The 18,052-nt window shown below is 41.3% G+C and carries 17 protein-coding genes and 1 pseudogene; 8 read left to right on the top strand and 10 right to left on the bottom strand.

Annotated features, from left to right (window positions below; translation table 11 throughout):
- Positions 1–21: 21 nt before the first annotated feature.
- The 5 genes from HAP68_RS08605 to HAP68_RS08590 all read left to right on the top strand — a co-directional run bounded on the left by HAP68_RS08605 (position 22) and on the right by HAP68_RS08590 (position 4,467).
- Positions 22–2,439 carry a peptidase G2 autoproteolytic cleavage domain-containing protein gene (locus HAP68_RS08605; RefSeq protein ID WP_024085349.1) on the top strand — a complete coding sequence of 806 codons (2,418 nt, stop codon included), beginning with the start codon at positions 22–24 and terminating at the stop codon, positions 2,437–2,439.
- Between the two features lie 168 nt (positions 2,440–2,607).
- Positions 2,608–2,760 (top strand): hypothetical protein, encoded by a 153-nt coding sequence (locus tag HAP68_RS08600; RefSeq protein WP_015388185.1) that lies wholly within the window; start codon positions 2,608–2,610, stop codon positions 2,758–2,760.
- A gap of 285 nt (positions 2,761–3,045) precedes the next feature.
- Positions 3,046–3,582, top strand: coding sequence for a hypothetical protein (locus HAP68_RS08595; RefSeq protein WP_024085347.1), 537 nt, complete (start codon positions 3,046–3,048; stop codon positions 3,580–3,582).
- Between the two features lie 142 nt (positions 3,583–3,724).
- Positions 3,725–3,859 (top strand): hypothetical protein, encoded by a 135-nt coding sequence (locus HAP68_RS19630; protein ID WP_254900091.1) that lies wholly within the window; start codon positions 3,725–3,727, stop codon positions 3,857–3,859.
- 509 nt (positions 3,860–4,368) lie between these two features.
- On the top strand, positions 4,369–4,467 hold the full coding sequence (locus HAP68_RS08590) for a YjcZ family sporulation protein (RefSeq protein ID WP_003154022.1): 99 nt from the start codon (positions 4,369–4,371) through the stop codon (positions 4,465–4,467).
- Between the two features lie 160 nt (positions 4,468–4,627).
- Here HAP68_RS08590 and HAP68_RS08585 read toward each other — a convergent pair whose 3' ends face one another.
- The 8 genes and pseudogenes from HAP68_RS08585 to HAP68_RS08550 all read right to left on the bottom strand — a co-directional run bounded on the left by HAP68_RS08585 (position 4,628) and on the right by HAP68_RS08550 (position 11,176).
- Positions 4,628–5,248, bottom strand: a complete 621-nt coding sequence (locus HAP68_RS08585) for a lytic polysaccharide monooxygenase auxiliary activity family 9 protein (RefSeq protein WP_024085345.1) — start codon at positions 5,246–5,248, stop codon at positions 4,628–4,630.
- A 214-nt stretch (positions 5,249–5,462) separates the two neighbouring features.
- Positions 5,463–6,536 carry an LLM class flavin-dependent oxidoreductase gene (locus tag HAP68_RS08580; protein WP_003154027.1) on the bottom strand — a complete coding sequence of 358 codons (1,074 nt, stop codon included), beginning with the start codon at positions 6,534–6,536 and terminating at the stop codon, positions 5,463–5,465.
- 227 nt (positions 6,537–6,763) lie between these two features.
- On the bottom strand, positions 6,764–7,396 hold the full coding sequence (locus tag HAP68_RS08575) for a DUF3885 domain-containing protein (protein WP_024085344.1): 633 nt from the start codon (positions 7,394–7,396) through the stop codon (positions 6,764–6,766).
- Positions 7,397–8,017: 621 nt separating this feature from the next.
- A complete protein-coding gene (locus HAP68_RS08570) occupies positions 8,018–8,560 on the bottom strand; it encodes a GNAT family N-acetyltransferase (RefSeq protein ID WP_003154031.1) in 543 nt (180 codons plus the stop codon).
- 217 nt (positions 8,561–8,777) lie between these two features.
- Positions 8,778–9,540, bottom strand: a pseudogene (locus HAP68_RS08565) (GNAT family N-acetyltransferase).
- A gap of 35 nt (positions 9,541–9,575) precedes the next feature.
- Entirely contained in the window at positions 9,576–9,989 is a 414-nt protein-coding gene (locus HAP68_RS08560) for a UPF0715 family protein (RefSeq protein ID WP_024085343.1), read from the bottom strand.
- A 51-nt stretch (positions 9,990–10,040) separates the two neighbouring features.
- Positions 10,041–10,679, bottom strand: coding sequence for an HIRAN domain-containing protein (locus HAP68_RS08555; protein ID WP_015388191.1), 639 nt, complete (start codon positions 10,677–10,679; stop codon positions 10,041–10,043).
- Between the two features lie 32 nt (positions 10,680–10,711).
- Positions 10,712–11,176 carry a hypothetical protein gene (locus HAP68_RS08550; RefSeq protein ID WP_015388192.1) on the bottom strand — a complete coding sequence of 155 codons (465 nt, stop codon included), beginning with the start codon at positions 11,174–11,176 and terminating at the stop codon, positions 10,712–10,714.
- Positions 11,177–11,778: 602 nt separating this feature from the next.
- On the opposite strand from HAP68_RS08550, the gene adhP reads away from it, so the two are divergent.
- Positions 11,779–12,795 carry an alcohol dehydrogenase AdhP gene (gene adhP, locus HAP68_RS08545; protein WP_024085341.1) on the top strand — a complete coding sequence of 339 codons (1,017 nt, stop codon included), beginning with the start codon at positions 11,779–11,781 and terminating at the stop codon, positions 12,793–12,795.
- Positions 12,796–13,039: 244 nt separating this feature from the next.
- Here adhP and HAP68_RS08540 read toward each other — a convergent pair whose 3' ends face one another.
- Positions 13,040–13,225: a hypothetical protein gene (locus HAP68_RS08540; protein ID WP_003154035.1), complete on the bottom strand. Its 186-nt coding sequence runs from the start codon at positions 13,223–13,225 to the stop codon at positions 13,040–13,042.
- A 358-nt stretch (positions 13,226–13,583) separates the two neighbouring features.
- Here HAP68_RS08540 and HAP68_RS08535 point away from each other — a divergent pair, with 358 nt between their 5' ends.
- Together HAP68_RS08535 and HAP68_RS08530 are read left to right on the top strand one after the other, a co-directional pair.
- Positions 13,584–14,006 carry a hypothetical protein gene (locus HAP68_RS08535; RefSeq protein ID WP_003154036.1) on the top strand — a complete coding sequence of 141 codons (423 nt, stop codon included), beginning with the start codon at positions 13,584–13,586 and terminating at the stop codon, positions 14,004–14,006.
- A 502-nt stretch (positions 14,007–14,508) separates the two neighbouring features.
- The gene (locus HAP68_RS08530) at positions 14,509–14,607 is read left to right on the top strand and encodes a YjcZ family sporulation protein (RefSeq protein ID WP_003154037.1); all 99 of its coding nucleotides are present in this window, start codon (positions 14,509–14,511) and stop codon (positions 14,605–14,607) included.
- A 518-nt stretch (positions 14,608–15,125) separates the two neighbouring features.
- On the opposite strand, the gene ppsA is transcribed toward HAP68_RS08530, so the two are convergent.
- Positions 15,126–17,723, bottom strand: coding sequence for a phosphoenolpyruvate synthase (ppsA, locus tag HAP68_RS08525; RefSeq protein ID WP_024085339.1), 2,598 nt, complete (start codon positions 17,721–17,723; stop codon positions 15,126–15,128).
- Positions 17,724–18,052: the final 329 nt, after the last annotated feature.

Genomic DNA, 18,052 nt, shown 5'->3' with positions numbered 1-18,052 from the left:
AAAGAAAGAGGTGTCTTTAGAATGGTTCAATTTAAAAACTTTCCTGATCCGTCTTTAAACGCCCCATTGCAGTCTCGCCCTGCACAGCCCTCTGAATTGGAGCATCTCAAAGCAAGGATGCAGAATTTTATTAAGCATTCCGCAACGGATGATAATCTTGAGATCGCAGATGCCCGGGTGACGGCGGAAGGAATGGTCACCTCACTTTTAAAAGAACGGCTTGATACAGAATACGAAATGCTTATGAATAAAATCACCCGGGAAGTGAATGTGGAGGATTACGGAGCGGTCCCTGACGGCCGGGACAATACAGAAGCCTTTCGGAAAGCGATCGGGAACGGCCGGGTCAAAGTAAATGTTCCCGCAGGAGAATTTTTGGTTCAAGGGATAAAACTCCCCTCATGGACTACTATTTCCGGTGAGGGACAAGGGATTACCGTGCTAAAGCTTCATGAGGACACTCCCGCATACGAATGGGTCATTACTAACGATGATTACGAAAATGGAAACCGTAATATTTTTGTCCAGAACATGACTTTAGACTGGAATCCTGACCGTCAATGCGGAGTCAGGAACCCCGGAGGACAGTGTTCCAGCTGTTTAACGTTTGCTAATGTGCAATACGGCTGGATTAAGAATGTTGAAACGGTTAACGCGGGTCTGCATGGTATAGATATTACATCTCCGACTTACGATCATTTGCCTGAAACAGAATGGACGAAAGACGGCTGCCGTTATATATGGATTGATAACTGTGTGGCATACGGCGCCGGAGACGACGGCATTACCACCCATTACAGCGAATATATTTTCATTTCCAACTGCCATTCCGGAAACCCCCGCGGCACAGAGCATGCTGAAGGCAGCGCAAACTCGAACGGCATTGAAATTGACGACGGCTCTAAACATGTGTGGCTTTTAAATAACTATACGAGCGGAAATATCCGCGGGATTGAGGTAAAGGCGCACAGCCTGTGGCCGGCTTCTCAAAATGTTCATATTATCGGTCATGTTTCGTATCGTGATGTACGTTCATTTGATATTCGTCATATCGGCCATCATCAGGCCTCAGACCCCGAAAGCACGACGGCTTATGATGTTACTTTAACCGATTGCACCGCGATTGAACCGGTATTCAATGCCCTCTATGACGGTGTGACCCCGAGGGCGCTGGTCATCTCTGCCTATAAAAACGTCAATGTAAACGGATTCACAGCTATTGGTGATCCATCATACGACTATGGCGGGAACCCAGTCGTGGCTCTTCAATACCGCAGTCAAAATATTACGATCAACGGCATTAAAATACGCGGCTTTACACAAGCCGGGGTTGACATCAATATATCCGGCGGATCTAATAAAACCGATCATGTTAAAATTTTAAATTTTGATATATACAAGTCTTCTCCTAAAGGCATCTCAATCGGCGGAGGCCAATATAACGTAAATATTATGAACGGTACGATGATCGGAGACGGCGGTTCCGTCGGAATTACGTCCCCTAACAGTCAGGCTGTCATTCTCGGGGTGCAAGCTGAAGGTTACAGCGCGGCCGCATCTATAAAAGGACAGACTTATGAGCAGATCCCCGTCAATTTAAAGGGAGGCGCACAGCTCGCGACCAGCTCCGGTTTTGCATTCAACCCGACAAGCGCCGTTATTGCGGGAACAGGCGATATTACGGCCAGAGGTGACAGAAATGCGATCATCAGCTCTTCCGGAGGTTCAAGTTCCGAAGGTTCAAGGGCATTTATCGCCGCTTCAAACAATGTCCATATTACGGGCGGCAAAGTCTCCAGAACGATTCTGTCATCAGAAAGCATTACATTGGAAGAACCATACACGGTTGCCGGAGGGCATCAGTCCATCAAATGGAAACTGGATTCAGCGGGCGGCCACGGTACGTTCGCCGGAGCTGTCACCTCTTCCCTGTCAGGGTACGGAGAATATTTTGAAAGTGTAACCGGCCAGACGATTCCCGCCGGGACGATCGTCACAGTGAAAGGCGAAAAAATTGAACCGGCTCACGTCGGAGATTACATGCTCGGCGTCATTTCAGAAACAGCCGCTTTTATCTCAGGAGCCGCAAGCTTCGGATGGCAAAGCCGCTTTTTGACAAATGAGTTCGGCGGTTTCATATACGAAAATGTGACTGACGAAGAAACAGGAGAAACGGTACGCGTACCGAAACAAAACCCGGACTGCAGTCCGGCTCTTGAAGCTGACTATGAAGCACGCGCGGCCAGAGACGAATGGCATATTGTCGGACTCAACGGCCGGCATTACGTACGGGTCGACAGTACGGTCAGCCCGGGAGATTATATCACGGCTCATAACGGAATCGGGACTAAAGCCGCGGAAGGCTGGAAGGTATTGAAACTGACGGCCTTATACAGCGCTGAAAAAGGGTACGGCATTGCAATTGCGGTTATCAAATAGGACCTCAATATCAGGATCATCTTCTCTCTTTTCTATCGGGCGGGTATGATCCTGTTTTTTATACCGAATGAGATGCCTCTTTTTCAGCATACCGTTTCATTTGTCCAAGCCATCCATGCTTTCTGTCATAGAATACTACCGTCAGATGAAAAAAGGAGGAATATGAGTATGAGTATGGATATGGGTATGGATATGAACGGACATTATGATCACCAGCCAAAGCAGCCTAAACAAAAGAAGAAAAAGAAGAAACAAGATAAAAAGCATCTTGATTATGATTACATCGTTGTTTATAAAAGAAAATGCAAAAAATGCTGCTGACTTGACATATCAACACTTTTTACACCCGGTAAATCCCGGGTGTTTTTCTTATTATGACGTTTCTCCGGGCTATTTTCACCCAAAATCCGGTCATCCTATCACAATACATAAAAATACTCTATTATTTTCTTCCCTTTTCGCCTGATTAAAAGTATTTCATTTACAGAAAACAACATAAATAGAATGACATGACTTTTGAGAAAATCTGCTCTTTGCTTGGTCAATTTTTCTGCGATACCATGAATTTGCAACAATTTTTAAAAATTTCCTCAGGAGGTCATAGACATGAAAATCGCCAGAACAATAGTCGGATCATGCTTAGCTTTATCTCTAACAATTCCTTTCGCAGCCAGTGCCTCAGCAGCCAGTCAGTCTGAACACCCGAATGCGCCTCACGTTTCACCCGTTGCAAATCCGTTAGAAGGTAAATTATCCCAAACAGCAGACCAAAACGTAAAAGCAGCAGGTGTTGATGCCGGGCTGAACGTAAACGTAGATGTTCTCGGAATTTCAGATCGCATTGCTGAAGCGGTTAAGTCAGATCAAAACCGAACCGGCTGGGTAAAAAATGTCATGGAAACAACATTTTACGCATCAGGACAGAAGTACAACGTCATGGTGTTCAATTTAAATCAAGAATATGAAGACCGCTTTAACGGCGTTCAATTTTACGGATCAGCCGTTTATGACGGCATTACTTACGGAATCTGGGTCTTCGAAGACGGTTCCTTTGATAACAAAGGAGACGGGGGCTGGATCAATTGGGCATTCAGAGGATGGTTCGATCGTGATAATCAGCATATTGAATTCCACAGACCTTAATTCAGAGAAAACTTGCGGCAGCGCCCGCAAGTTTTTATTTTGATAACGGGATACTGTACATTTTTCACCGTTATAACGACTATACTTGAAGTGCGGGCTCCGATCGCAGCCCCGGTAAAGTCTTTCAAAGTGAGGGTATGCCATGTCAAAGTCTTTAAAAATAGTGTTGTGGAGCATATTGGTTTTCATTATCTTGTTAGTGATGATCGGAATCGTTTCTTACAATCAAACTCCGTCTGCAGAAAGCGCAACGGAAAGAATGCTTTACAGCGTCTAATCAATTTTAAGCCTTCATCGGCTTTTTTTATTTACCGCAGAACACTTGAAGTTCTTCTGTTTAGATCGTTACGTTCCCATTCGGAATGGAGTATACGCGTATATCACCAGGCAGTCCGTTTTGATACATGGTTCCGATTATGCCTTTCGCATCTTTTTTCTCTATTCCTCATCACATCCACTTTTTTCATGCTGCTGCTCTTGAAACCAACCAATCATTTCTTCAGCCTGTTCCGTTGAATCAAAAGGTTCCAATCCTAATAGCGTGTTACATTTTCATTTTTAAAAAAACAAGCCAACTGCGCATCCTCTTCGCAACTTCTCAATGTATGAGCCTATCCGTTTCTATTACAGGAAGCAGTACGATTCCTCCTTTTACTCATTTTAACGGATGGCCATGTAAAGGAAATATAGACTAAAAAACCTTTTTTCAAAAAGTAAACTAGCATCCCTATCAAACTTTTCATTTCGGCATAGTATGTATTAATCCTCTTTAGGAGGTGAGATTATATGGGATTCTCAGGTGGTTATGGTAGCTCCTTTGCGTTAATCGTGGTGCTATTCATTTTATTAATCATCGTTGGGGCTTCTTTCCTCGGCGGTTATTAAGAATCCTCTTACCTCCGCATCCATGTCAGCAGCACCTCCATGATCGTACGGCGCCATAAATGAAATGTTTATGGCGCTCTGCTGTTTTTCCCCTTTTCATTCACACATTAAAACTAAAAAGATCGGCCGATGAACATGCAGCCGATCAGTAATTCATAGATTATTGTGTAAGGTTTACATCGATGACGTTATAGAAGGCATTGGAAGTATCCGCAACGTCCCATACCCCCAAAATGACATGATACCCGCTTCGATCAGTCGGCACAAAAATCTTATGAGTCAGATTCGTATCTGCCTTGGAACCGTCGTGGTTTACCGTTCCGATTAATTCAAATTCATCTCTTGACAAAGGTTTATTCGGATTCCAGTTTTTCTTGGTGATATAATAGTGCCACTTTGATGTCGCATGAGGAGCTGTGTAGTACCAAGTAAAGGTGTTAAAACCGCCGCGGATGTTTTGTTTTACCCAATAATCTGCAGTCTGCTTGTCTAAACCGAAGTCAATTTGTCCCGATCCCCCATTTGCAGACGCAATTCTTCCATCCGGCGGACCTGCAGCCGGAAATCCTTTCGGCCCTTCTACAGACTGAGGATTATCAATGACGGAGCCATATTTCTGCGCAGCGGCCGTCCAGCCCAATGTTTGTTTCTCTAAAGCTCCCATGTACGCTCTGCTGACGGGCTCTTTTATATACCCGTGCGCAAATGCATCACTTGAATAGAAAGCGCCTCCAATCCCAAGAGTAACAGTTAAAACTGCAGCTTTGACCAAACCCTTCATTACTTCATCATCCTCCCTTTTTTGTTAATAAAAACCCTTTCGGTATATACACTTCACGATAGAGGATGAAATGACCTTCCTTTTCTTGATAGGAAAAAGCAATGAGGTTCGCGCTTTCCCCTTTGTTTTTTATAATCATAAAGAAAAAGCCGGGCCGATTCTGTTGTCGAATCCGCGATTGCCAAAAACCGGCCCGCCCCTTATGCTCAGAACTTCATTCGCTGGATTTGCGGGTTTCTTTTCGGATAACCGGTGCTACTTCCGCTGCTAATCGTTCGATGTTTTCCGCGGCTTTTTTAAACGGCATACCTCCTATATCGATTTGCGCGAGAAATCGCTGATGCCCGAACAACTCATATTGATGCATGATTTTTTCAATGATCTGCTGTGAACTTCCCACAAATAAAGCTGTTTCTTTTCCGGACGCCCGCTCAAAATCTTCCTTCGTTAAAGGCTCATCGATCCCGTGATATGAATGAACGTGAGACCAGTAATTTGAATGATACGGGTAAAATTCTTGTATTGCCTGTTCATTCGTTTTTGAAATGAACATATGTCCGGTTACGGCAACCTTCACATTTTCCGGAGGATGACCGGCTTTAGAAGCCGCTTCCCGGTATTTGTCAACAAGCGGCTTAGATGACATCGGATCACCGCTCAGTACAGCTAATGCCAAACCCGCACCTGCACGCCCGGCCCGTTCTGCGCTTTCCGGAGTCCCCGAAACACCTAACCATAGCGGAATGCTTCCGCAAAAAGGCCGAGGAGAAATTTCTGCCTCGCGCAGCGGCGGCCGGTAACGTCCTTTCCAGGTAACCGATTCTTCCCCGGAATTTAATTTTAAAAAAAGGTCAATGTGTTCTTCAAACAGTTCTTTATAATGGCCTACGTCATAACCGAAAAGAGGAAACGAGTCTAAAAATGCGCCCCGTCCCGCAATGATTTCCGCCCGGCCGTCTGAAATCAGATCAAGCGTTGCAAAATCCTCAAATAAACGGACGGGATCTGCGGTGGATAATACAGTCGTGGCACTGGTCAGCTTAATATTTTCAGTGATCTGTGAAATCGCTGATAAGATGGCCGGCGGCGAAGATACCGCATAATCAAGACGATGATGCTCGCCTACCCCGAATACATCAAGCCCTGCATCGTCAGCCAGTTTCGCCAGCTTCATCAATTCATCTATCCGCTGCTTTGCGCTGACTGTTTTCCCTGTCAGAGGATCGGGGTATAATTCTGCAAATGAATAAATTCCAATTTCCATACAATCACGGTGTTCAGCCCTCACATTTCTCTCCTCCTGCACTGTGTAAAAAAGCTTTTATGTTATTCTATTCAGCCGTTTTATAAATAGGAATTTATTCAAAATAAATACAGAAGCTTAACATGCAGAAGGCCGGTATGAGAGAAAAAAAAGTTTCCGGCGCCCTTCAATTCTGCCCATTATACTCATGCAGCCGGACTAGGCAAGAACAAAGCCGGCACAAGCGGCTTCGAATTCATGTGTTCGTTTTTTCAGTCCAATTCAATCCAATCGTGATATTGATCATAAAGCTTTCCTATTCTTCCGGCATCAAGAGCGATGACTTCACACCCTCTGTCATCATATAGAAGGAAAATAATATCTTTTGTCATATTCACAAAGAAAACATCGGGATACCCAACGGAACAGCTCCCGAACCTTGGCTTCAGCGGAAAATCTTCGTGGACGGCTGCCTTAAGTAATTGGGGAATACGCAGATCTTTCCGTTTACATAATAAAGAAAACTGCTGCATTTCATATTCTTCTGCATCATCTTCTTCAAACGGACAGGGGCAGGTCTTCACCTGGATCCGATATAAATCATCCTTACACTTCAGAAACGGCTGATAAACCTTTAATTTTCTCGGGTGATTACCTTGAGTTTTGTGCTTATATACGTTGGCAACAAGGTACATGTCATCGCTATGTTCAAACAGTTCATTGAAAAGTGCGGCGGTTTGATGATGAACAAGCTGAAAATACTCAAGATTCAAAGCACCGCTTTCATTAAATTGATACATATTGCCGCCGAGAGAAAAATGAATTCCCACGTCCCATTGATGATAAATGCCGGGCACTAATTTTAAAGTCGGAAACCTTTCCTTCAGATAATCATTTATTTTCATTCAAACATCTCACTTTCCGTTTCCCGCTCCAGAGACAGAAGAAGCCGAAAACATTCCGCTTATTTCTTTTTCACCCTTGTAATATTATTCCGATTGGAATACAATGAAATAGAACACTGTGAACCCCATTGATCAGGGTGGATGCTGGTCACATTCATCCTGATCCTTTCTTTTACACAAGATCGCACCAACTTTGATCCCCTCCGTTTCCAACCTTATACATATATTTCAATGGTATTATTTTCTTATACATAAGCATCAAGAGGTGTCAGCTTTGAACAACATCAGAAGATGAAGAGCATATTTCCGGTCTCACCGCAAAATGGGCCTTGACTCTGAACTGCTTTTCACATTTTGATTATCAAGCGCTTCTTTAAATTCATCAAAATGAATTGAACATTGCTGATTCAAATTACTTCCTGCACCTTCTGTCGCTAAACTGCAAAATGTCCGTCACAATCATCCTCTCTCTAATTTTACAACATTGCTATAATGATTTTCATGTTTTTCCCAACCTTCAAGCTGAATCTTTTTGATCGTTACTAGTAACCTAAATACAAAAAAACCTGCTTTCAGCAGGTTTTTTTCGGTAAAGGGAAGATTATTTCTCCACAAATTCTATTAACTATGTTTTTGTTTTAACCATTCTTTCTTTAGCAATGCGTATTGGTAAGTGTTTTCATATTTAGGTGTTCCATCCTCGTGGGCAGTAAATGAAATAAATTCAAGAAAATAACCTTCTTTACGCATTCCTAATCTCTCACATAGTTTTTGTGACCTGCAGTTATCATCTTCAACATATGCATAAAGCCTTCTTGCTTCTTTTTGCATAAAGAGATACTCAAAGAAAGCCTTCGCACTTTCACTTGCGTATCCCGCCCCTTCAAAACGGGCATTGAAATTCCAACAAACGGAATAGGTATCCGGCTCTTCTTTTAAATAAAATAGTTCTCCGACTAGATCATTACTGTCTTTTAAACAAACTGCAATATAAGAGTCATCTCGGCTTCTTTTTTGAACATTTACGGCAGCTTCTTCTAACGTAGATATTCTGTCATCAAGAAAACAATTCACTCTCGGATGTGCCGAATATTCCAACAGACCTTGTGCATCTCTCTCGGTAAAATTTCTTAAAATTAAGCGATGGGTTTCAATTTTTTGCATTTGCAGTCTCCTGTTTCATTGTTATCGACCTTTGAAAAGAACTTCTTCGTTTGTTGAAGAACTTATCACAATCTATTTTTACTATAATGATGGGTGTTATCATCTTTGTCAAAAACAATAATCATTCATTTGCCGCCCGCAATGTAAAGTACTGAACAATTTTCGTGAAAAACCCTCAGTATCGAATATAAAAACGAGCAATAGTAATAAAACAAAGTTAAGCCATTAAAAGCTTATTGAGTATTTTTTCAAACTTATTTACGCTCATCATCTCATGAGTGAGAAAAGCCCCCCTTATAAAACATGCTAAAAGTCGTCCAAACTGCCGGGGATTTTTGCGCCATATCTTTTGACGTTATTCTCAGGGCCTGAAAATGAAGTCCTTTCTTTTCAGTCAGTTCCTTTAAATGCTTTAACACTCCGACTGCAAATGGGCATTGAGCTGTATAAAATATTGTGATTCCCTCATCATTAACGGAATTACTTTTCACCTGTTTTTTAAATACAGGAGGATGTGCATGTTCATTCCACGTCAGTGACATCAACTGAAAATAGGGTTCTGCTTCATCTTGCACAGCAAATCCCATATGCTCGAAGAAATGCTTATCACTTAAATAAGGGAGTTTTTTCTTCCCCACTATATGAACTATCCCATCCATACCGCGGGATTTTGCATCTGACACACATTTTTCTAACAAGTGTTTTGCATGTCCGTTATTCTTATATTTACCTGAGACCCAAAGGCAATTAATAAACATAAAATGAGGTGCGCTTACCGGGACCCACGCTTCTTCTGCAGGTAAATATTCAATAAAAACTTTGGCCCGTTCGTTTAGGCGGTAGAACACCAAGCCATCACTCATCCGATCTTTGAGCCAGCTCTTCTTTTCATTTACCGCATCCTCATATTGTTTCGTACCTAACGCACAGCAAATATGATTGTCATCAATATTGTCCCTGGTCAACTCAATGTATTCCATTTTTCCTCACCCGCTTTCTTTTGGAAACATCAGCTTTACTTCCGATGAACATTGTAATTTCTCAGAAATATAGAGTCCCAGTACCAATATATGAACGCAGCAGCAATGCTCATTATGTAATAAATGAAACTTCTGAAAACCGTGAAATCAATTGACGGATTACCTATGTGCCAGAACAAGAACACAGCTAAAAAAGCGACTGCGGTATAAATGAAAAGATGAACCAAACTAAACTTTTTAGGCTTCTTTCTTAGCCATAGTTGCACAGGAACAGCAAACAAAAAGTAAGTAATGAATGCGTAAAAAGCAATGATAACTACAGTAACCAATGCAATTGGCACAAAACCCGAGTATACAAACATATATAGCCCGAAAATCAAACCATACGACAAACTTGAAAAAGCCAATGTGTAGGTATAGCTCTTTAATCTTGTTGAATTCAGCTTCAAGTCACCGCCCCGTTCATTTACTTCGCACTTACAATATCGTAGTTTTATTGTCTATTTGTCTGTTTTAATCACTATTTGACATTCAATTTTATAATCTGTTTCTCCTGTTTCAATCTTTGTATCATCGCGGTTAACTTTATATTTCCCTCCATACAAACTTGCTGATATCGGGTGCCTTATACCACTCTTTAACTGATCGTAAATGTATTTCTTGCCTTCTTGAAAATTCTTTCGAGGAACATGTCCTACTTTGCAATCATTTACATAGACAGCTATAGCTTCCGGATCGTACTTGTTGTTCTCTTCTAACCGCAATTCACAATTTGAGAAAAGGGAATTATGATAAATAAATATCGGCTCATCAAAAGTTGATTCTAGAATCTCTTTATTTGTCATACCATCATATTTTTCATCGAAGAAAAAGCTGTCTTCATCCTCAGTCTTGATGGCTTTCTTAATATCTTTTTGATAGTGTGATGTTCCTGCAACCTTAAAGTCTATATACTCGAAAAATGCAGACTTTTCTTCATATTTCCTTGAGAAGCCTGTCTCTTGAATCAAGATTGGGAAATTTTCTTTTTTCGATACCATCTCTGTTTCGTTATTAACGCCAACAGTGTTCATATTATTATTTTTATTCTCATTTTGTTCATTTTTAACTTTGTTCTTGAAAAAGTTGAGTATACCCAAATGTACCCCTCCATTTGAAATAAAAGATTGGTTTAATCAAAAAACTCATCATCAATAAAATCATTTTCTCTTGCAAGTTTATTCGAATCCTTTTTAAAAAACCTTTGCTTCAATTTTTCTTTAACTGTTAATTTTTTGTTTTTGTCCTGGCATATATGACATATATAATCTCCGTTGTTTGATAAATGAATAAGTAATTTATCGACACCTGACCTTTTGCAGATACACATCCTGTGCTGACCATCACTAAACGAAATATGACCGCAAGCATTTACGCTTGCATATATTCCTGAATGTTTTTTATGCATGTCCGGTTTTATGTAGTGCGCAGCCAATCTTCTGCATTTTAATGCATATTCATGCTCTTCGCCTTCTAAAGCATTAAATTCCTTATCAGTTAAATCTAAGGAGCACTTTCCTGTTCTAACTTTATAACAGTCATGTTTACTTAGCCTAAAATAAAAAGAATGTTTCGTAGGATTTATTAACTGATCCAACCTGATCCCCTTCTCTTTAAAAGAATGATTTTATGCAACTCCTTAAAATTTGTATTTCGTTACTTTTATTGTAACTTTAGTATACTATGATTACTTTTAATTATCAGTATACCCATAAAAAAGGTCAAGGAAATACCTTGACTGTGTATCGCTCACCAATCTGCATCCGGCTCATCGTGTTCAAATCCGTGAAATCCACACATCTCCGCAGCCGGCTCCTTTTGTGACCAATAAGTAATGATTTCTGTTTGCATCACCATTCACCTTATCAGCCGCGCTCAAGTTCAAATGATCACCCGTGAAATTCTTTTCACTAAGGGTAAAATCATATCCTGCCGGTGTAATTCTCTGCAGTGCAAGTCAAATATCTATAGAAAGATTATGACCACAAATTCAAAGCATTCTGTGCATTTGGAGATGACAAACCCCCATTTAAACACCCTTCGGATGACAAATCATCCAGAATCCTCCCTGCATAGCTCCCTCAATTTTTGTAGAGACACTTGTCCGCAAAAAATGTAAGGGTTTTCAAAAGAAGAGCCGTGTGCTAAATTGTAAGATAAGTAAAAATTTTCTGCGAATATTTGAAAGGGGTGTATGATTTGAAAGCTGTAGTAGCAACAAAAGACAAAAGTATAGCGATCGTACAAAAAGAATTACGTCCTTTGCGGCATGGTGAAGCCAAAGTTAAGATGGAATACTGCGGTGTATGTCATACTGACTTGCATGTTAAAAATGCTGATTTCGGGGATGTTACCGGCGTCACTTTAGGTCATGAGGGAATAGGCATTGTGACTGAGATTGGTGAAGGCGTAACAAGCCTGAAAAAGGGCGACCGCGTCTCTATTGCCTGGATGTTTGAAAGCTGCGGCCGCTGCGAATATTGCTTAACAGGCCGTGAAACCTTGTGCCGTGATGTAAAAAATGCCGGCTATACAGTTGACGGCGCAATGGCTGAAGAAGCAATCGTAGCGGTCGATTATGCAATAAAGGTGCCGGAAAATTTGGATCCTGCAGCAGCAAGCAGCATTACTTGTGCAGGTGTAACAACTTATAAAGCGGTTAAAGTCAGTGAAATTAAACCAGGTCAATGGATCGGTGTATTTGGAGTCGGCGGTTTAGGCAACTTGGCTGTTCAATATGCAAAAAACGTCTTTAACGCTAAAGTGATTGCTTTCGACATTAGCGATGAAAAATTGAATTTTGCTAAGAGCTTAGGCGCTGATGCGGTTGTAAACAGTTTAAACGAAGACCCCGTCGCTAAGGCAAAAGAAGTGACTAACGATTCAGGGCTTGATGCTGCGGTCATCACGGCTGTCTCTAAAACCCCTTTCAATCAAGCGATTGATGTTGTAAAAGCAGGAGCCCGTGTAGTCGCTGTCGGTTTACCGGTGGACAAAATGGATTTGGATATTCCCCGTCTCGTGTTAGATGGAATTCAGGTAGTAGGTTCATTAGTAGGTACCAGAGAAGACCTGAAGGAAGCTTTTCAATTTGCTGCGGACGGCAAAGTTGTACCTAAAGTGACAAAACGCCCGATCGAAGATGTGAATGATATTTTTGAAGAGTTGGAGCAAGGTAAAGTGACCGGCCGCATGGTTATCGATTTTACTTCCTAATCATTAAGGCTGCCGGGAATGATACGGCAGCCTTTGATCTCTATTCTTGCTCAGCGCCCCACCCAGACTGAATAAGACTTTGTCATTTAGTTCAGAAAAGAAACTTTACAGACCATTCGGCGGTTATTCATTTTGCAAGTACTCTCTGAACTAACCCTGATACCAATATAATGCAAGGTCATTCATTGCCGAAGCGTAGCTGTTATGAGGAAACCCCCCAGAGGTTCCTCATAACACTAAAAACCTACTCACTGCACTTTTTACAGCAGACCTTATCAGAGTGTTTGCTTAACACTTTGTCCATTCTCCCCACAGGCATCTTCTTCTCACTCGGAAGTGTAAGATAAGCTGTTATCTCATCCCCTGATTTTAATGTTTTTCCGCAGATAGAGCATTTTAACTCAGTATTAAAGAAATTTTTTAATCCCATTCAGAAGCCTCCTTATTTACCTTTATAAAGTAATACGTTAATGCTTTATAAAAGTTTCAGGTTAAAGAAATACTCCTTGCTTGGGAATTTACTTTCTTTCAGTTGTTACGTACCCGCACAGGGTTAACAATCGTCTTGTTCTTTAACTCACAGTGAGAAGATCGCCTTGTAAAACATTAGCGTAAAATCATCTTCATGCTTTGACCAGTTTACTGCAGTGCATGGATTGTTAATTTGTGACATTTATTTGTCCTCTTTAAATTTTTCTTCTTCTCTCAACTTGAAAAAGAAGGAATTATTTTATAAATATTGTAAATTTATAACTGTATCACATTCACTATTAAGAGGAGGAATACGAATGAAAAAGAAAATTATTGCCGGCGCTCTTGCTTTTGGGTTAATTCCGCTAATGGGGGCTGCAGATGTTTCTGCAAAATCTTTGCCGAATCAAGATAAAGTCATGAAACCTGCCGGTTGGTCATGTGACGCTCCGTATATTGCGTGTCAGCCTTTTTCTGGCGGTACCGGTAAGATTTCATTCAACTATCAAGGCAGCTCTCCAGGAAAAATCAGAGTTTTTGTAGCGAATGACGGCAGCAAATCTTTCAAATTCACCATTAATTATCCTAATGGAAATACACTCTTATCCTCTACGACATTAAATGCGGGGAAAACGTTCATTCAAGAATTCAGCGTTAACCAAAAAGGAGAATACATCCTGAAATATGATAGCGGCACCGGTGATAGTGTCGATGGTTTCTTTAGATCTGTTGAGATCTAAATTCCGTTAGGAAAGTCGGCAGTTTTGCCGACTTTCTTTTCCAAGCATTCTGCAGAAATAAAAGTAAAGTGTCGAATAAACATATGACCTTTTTGAAACGGAAACTTTATCTGCACCACAAACCCGCAAGCAGCCTCCTTGTATCGTACCTTCTGTCCCTTTGTGATTTGTTTTGATTTGTCGTATACTGCGCTTGCCCGGGAAATGATGAATATTTTCGTTAACTATAATTTCCCTGTACCTCTTCGTATGTGGCTCTGCATGATGAAGTAACTTCATGGCTCACCACTTTCATACACAGTTTTATTGCATGTTGAGCCATATCCCTCCTCTTTAAACAGCAACCCGTCCCATCCATTTCTCTCTTTCCATTATTTCATATTCTTAGAAGCTCTTCATTTTAGACTTAATATCCATTTTTTCTTATTTAGACTTAAATCTATGTCGAAATTTATCGTCCGGCATATTATGTACTATCCTAACAACAGGAGGTGGCAATAATATGGGGAACTACGGTGGAAATTACGGTGGAAGTTCTTTCGTATTGATCGTTGTGCTGTTCATTTTGTTAATCATTGTAGGTGCTGCATTCCTTTTCTAGCACATTGACGATTTATATTCGTCTCCCAAACATTGCATCCCTTAGTTCGGACAGACGCCATAAGAAGTTTTATGGCGTCTTTACTTTTTAAAAAAATCTATCTAAGATAAACATTTTTTATTTTCACTCTGGTAAGCGGGAGAGTTTTCTCCCCTGCCTGCGCCAATATTGCCGCTATGAAGAATAAGGCGAACAATTCAATTCAGAATAAAGACTTGTTCATGAACAAAACCCCTAAATAGTTGTTAAAAAACTAAGGCGTTTTTAATTCATCAGGATTACAGAGGTTGTGAACTTAAAAAGGATATTACTCACCTTTATAAAATTGTCATCGTTAGATTTAGCCACTGAATCTTTTTTGTAAGGGTTCGCCCACAAAATGCGGTGTTCTCACATTAAATCATTTTCACATAAAAAAACCGGATTCCTCTTCTAAAAGGTTCCGGCTTTTCTTTTTGTTCGGTATTTGTCAGTTAAAATGCGGGAAATATCTGGTGACGTGCTGCACACACCCGCTATTATAATATTTCAATAGAGCCTTCTGTTCCATGAACGCGGATTCGCTGCCCATCTTTTATCAATAGGGTTGCATTTTCAACTCCAACAACTGCAGGTAAGCCGTATTCACGCGCGATAACCGCTCCATGGGTCATCAGTCCGCCAACTTCAGTGACCAGGCCTTTTATGGACACAAACAATGGTGTCCAGCTGGGATCAGTATAGGGGGTAACTAATATATCCCCATCTTCCAAATCGGCATCTTCCATGTTTAAAATAACCCGTGCCCTGCCCTCTATGACTCCCGAGGAAACGGGCAGCCCGGCAATCGCTCCGGCCGGGAGATTTTCTCGTTTGTACTCGCCTGTAACGATTTCACCGTCAGACGTGATAACACGCGGCGGAGATAGTTTTTCATATACTTTGTACTCGCCTTTTCGTGTGCTGATGATTTGGTAATCCAATTCATTTGTGCGTACGACTTCCTGAAGTTCTTCAAAAGTGAGATAGTATATGTCTTCTTTTTCATGAATAACCCCCGCTTTTGCGAGTTGTTCGGCTTCTTTCAGTAAAGCCTGCTTATAAACGAAGTAGCGGCTGATCATGCCGTATTTTGGATATTCTCTGAATCCGCTGAAGTTCCGGATGATTTGGATCATTCGTTTAGTTTCTCTGGCTTTTTGTTCACCATCCGGTAATTGCTTCAATCGGTCTAATAACTCTTGTTCTTTCTTCAACGCCTCCTGCCGCCCTTGCTCAAATTTCCGCTGGCTGGCATTTGGCTCAAAGTTTTTGAGATTATTAAGAATCATAGGGACAAGTGCAATTGGTTTTTCGCTCCATCGAGTTCTTGTGATATCAATTTCTCCGGCACATCGCATTCCGTACTTGTTGAGATAAGCATAGATAGCGTCATGGGTTTCCCGCCCGCCTTCAAACTTCACCAGCCCATCCAAAAAGTGATCATCTTTTACATTCTCTAAATAGGCAATTACTTCTGGATAAGGACGGATCACATCGGCGACGTCCAATAGCGCAAGCCCCATTTCTGAAGTAATATTATGGGGTACAGATTGAGAAAGCGTATCTGCTGCGTTTTTTTCACCTAACCACTCGTTCATTTTTTCGTTAATCCATGATGAAGCATCCATTGCAGTTCGAATCAGCACCGAACTTTTTGGATTAAATAAAATATTCTTTAATTCCTGGATATCTTCCAAAATAAAACGAAATAAATCAGATCCTGATTTCGTCTGGATGTTTTGTTTTAACTCTTCTATCGATGCCTGACTGCTCTTAATCAAATCAGAAACAATTGCAGGATCGTTTTCAGCTTGATCCGGCATATCTGCATTGCCTTTGCCGGGAATCGGCGCCGTTTTATCAGGTATCGGCTTAATGAAATCATCTCGCTCTATTATGGTCATAAGTGCGTCTTTTAAGAGCGGATCGTGCTGCCCCATACCTTTTAAGAAAACTTCTCTGACATTAGGGGATGCCAGTTGATGTGTGACATCGACAAATAGCCTTCCGCCGGCTTTACGCATGGGTGCAGCAGTCGTCAACAGAAAAAAAGACAATCCAAGGGGTTTTATGGGATCCGTCATCATTTGCTGATGACCGACAGAGATATAGACGTGATTTTCTTGATCGTTCGCTTCAGGAACGGGGTATAACGTTGTGATCGGACGACTTTGGACAATATAAAAAGTATCGCGGTCCAAACACCATTCGATATCTTGCGGCTGGCCGAAATGAGCTTCGATCTGTCTCCCGATACGTGCCAGCTGTAAAATTTGTTCATCAGTCAGTGTTTGAATCTTTTGCTGATCAAGATCGATCTCCCGTGTTTCCGTTCCGCCTTCTCTTCGTTCATAGACAGCCTTTTTTTTGGTTTCTATTCTCTTATCGACGATTTTCCCGTCCTGTACTTTATAACAATCGGCAGATACTAAGCCGGAGACCAGTGCTTCACCAAGTCCAAAACCGGCATCGATGGACAGCAGCTTTCGGTTTCCGGTCATCGGATCAGCGGTAAATAAAATCCCCGAAGCCTGAGGGAACACCATCCTTTGGATGATAACAGATAAATAAACTTGGCTGTGATCAAACCCATTTTGCATACGGTAAATGACCGCGCGATCCGTAAATAGGGACGCCCAACATTTACTGATATGCTGCAAGATCGCATCGACGCCGGTAATATTTAAATAGGTGTCTTGTTGACCGGCAAAAGAGGCATGCGGTAAATCCTCAGCTGTCGCACTAGAACGTACGGCATAGGCATGTTCTTCGCCGAACCGGGAGAGATGGCAAGCGACTGCTTTGACTACATCTGAAGGAATTTCTGCTTCCATAATGGTTTGCCGGATTTTTTTGCTGACTTCACCAATTTGATCCCGATTCTCCGCTTTCAGCATGGTCAGTTGATCCAACAGCGCTTGTAACGTTTCGTTTTGTTCAATGGCTTTTTGATATCCGGCGGTTGTGACACAAAATCCTTCCGGTACTTGTATTCCTTGAATTTTTGATAATTCCCCTAAATGTAACCCTTTTCCTCCAACGAGCAAAGGCTGTGTTTTTTCAATTTCGTGAATGCCGAGAACCAAAGAACTCATTCTATATCTCCCCTTCAAAAAAATTTGACAAGAGCTTTTCAGCATGATATAATCATAATATAAGATGGATAACTATGACTTTTCACACAGAAAGCGCGCGTGTTCTGATTATATCACCGTGTCTGTTTTTGTGCAATATAAAAAGAACCTGGCCAATTTGGCGAGGTTCTTTCTTCATTTTCTAAGGAACTCCTGAAGTTGAGTGATACCTGTGAATCCATTGCAGAAAGGCTATCCCCACGGATTCAAGAAACAGGAAAATCTCAATAATAAAAAACATCCCCCACGCAATGTGAGGGGATGTGTTGTGTGTATACTTCTCATTTCAT

Origin of the sequence: Bacillus sp. Bvel1 (genome assembly GCF_014872755.1) — a bacterium.
GTDB classification, from domain to species: Bacteria; Bacillota; Bacilli; order Bacillales; family Bacillaceae; genus Bacillus; species Bacillus velezensis.
The sequence above is the reverse complement of the archived record's forward strand: the minus strand, read 5'-3'. Positions and strand labels throughout refer to the sequence as shown.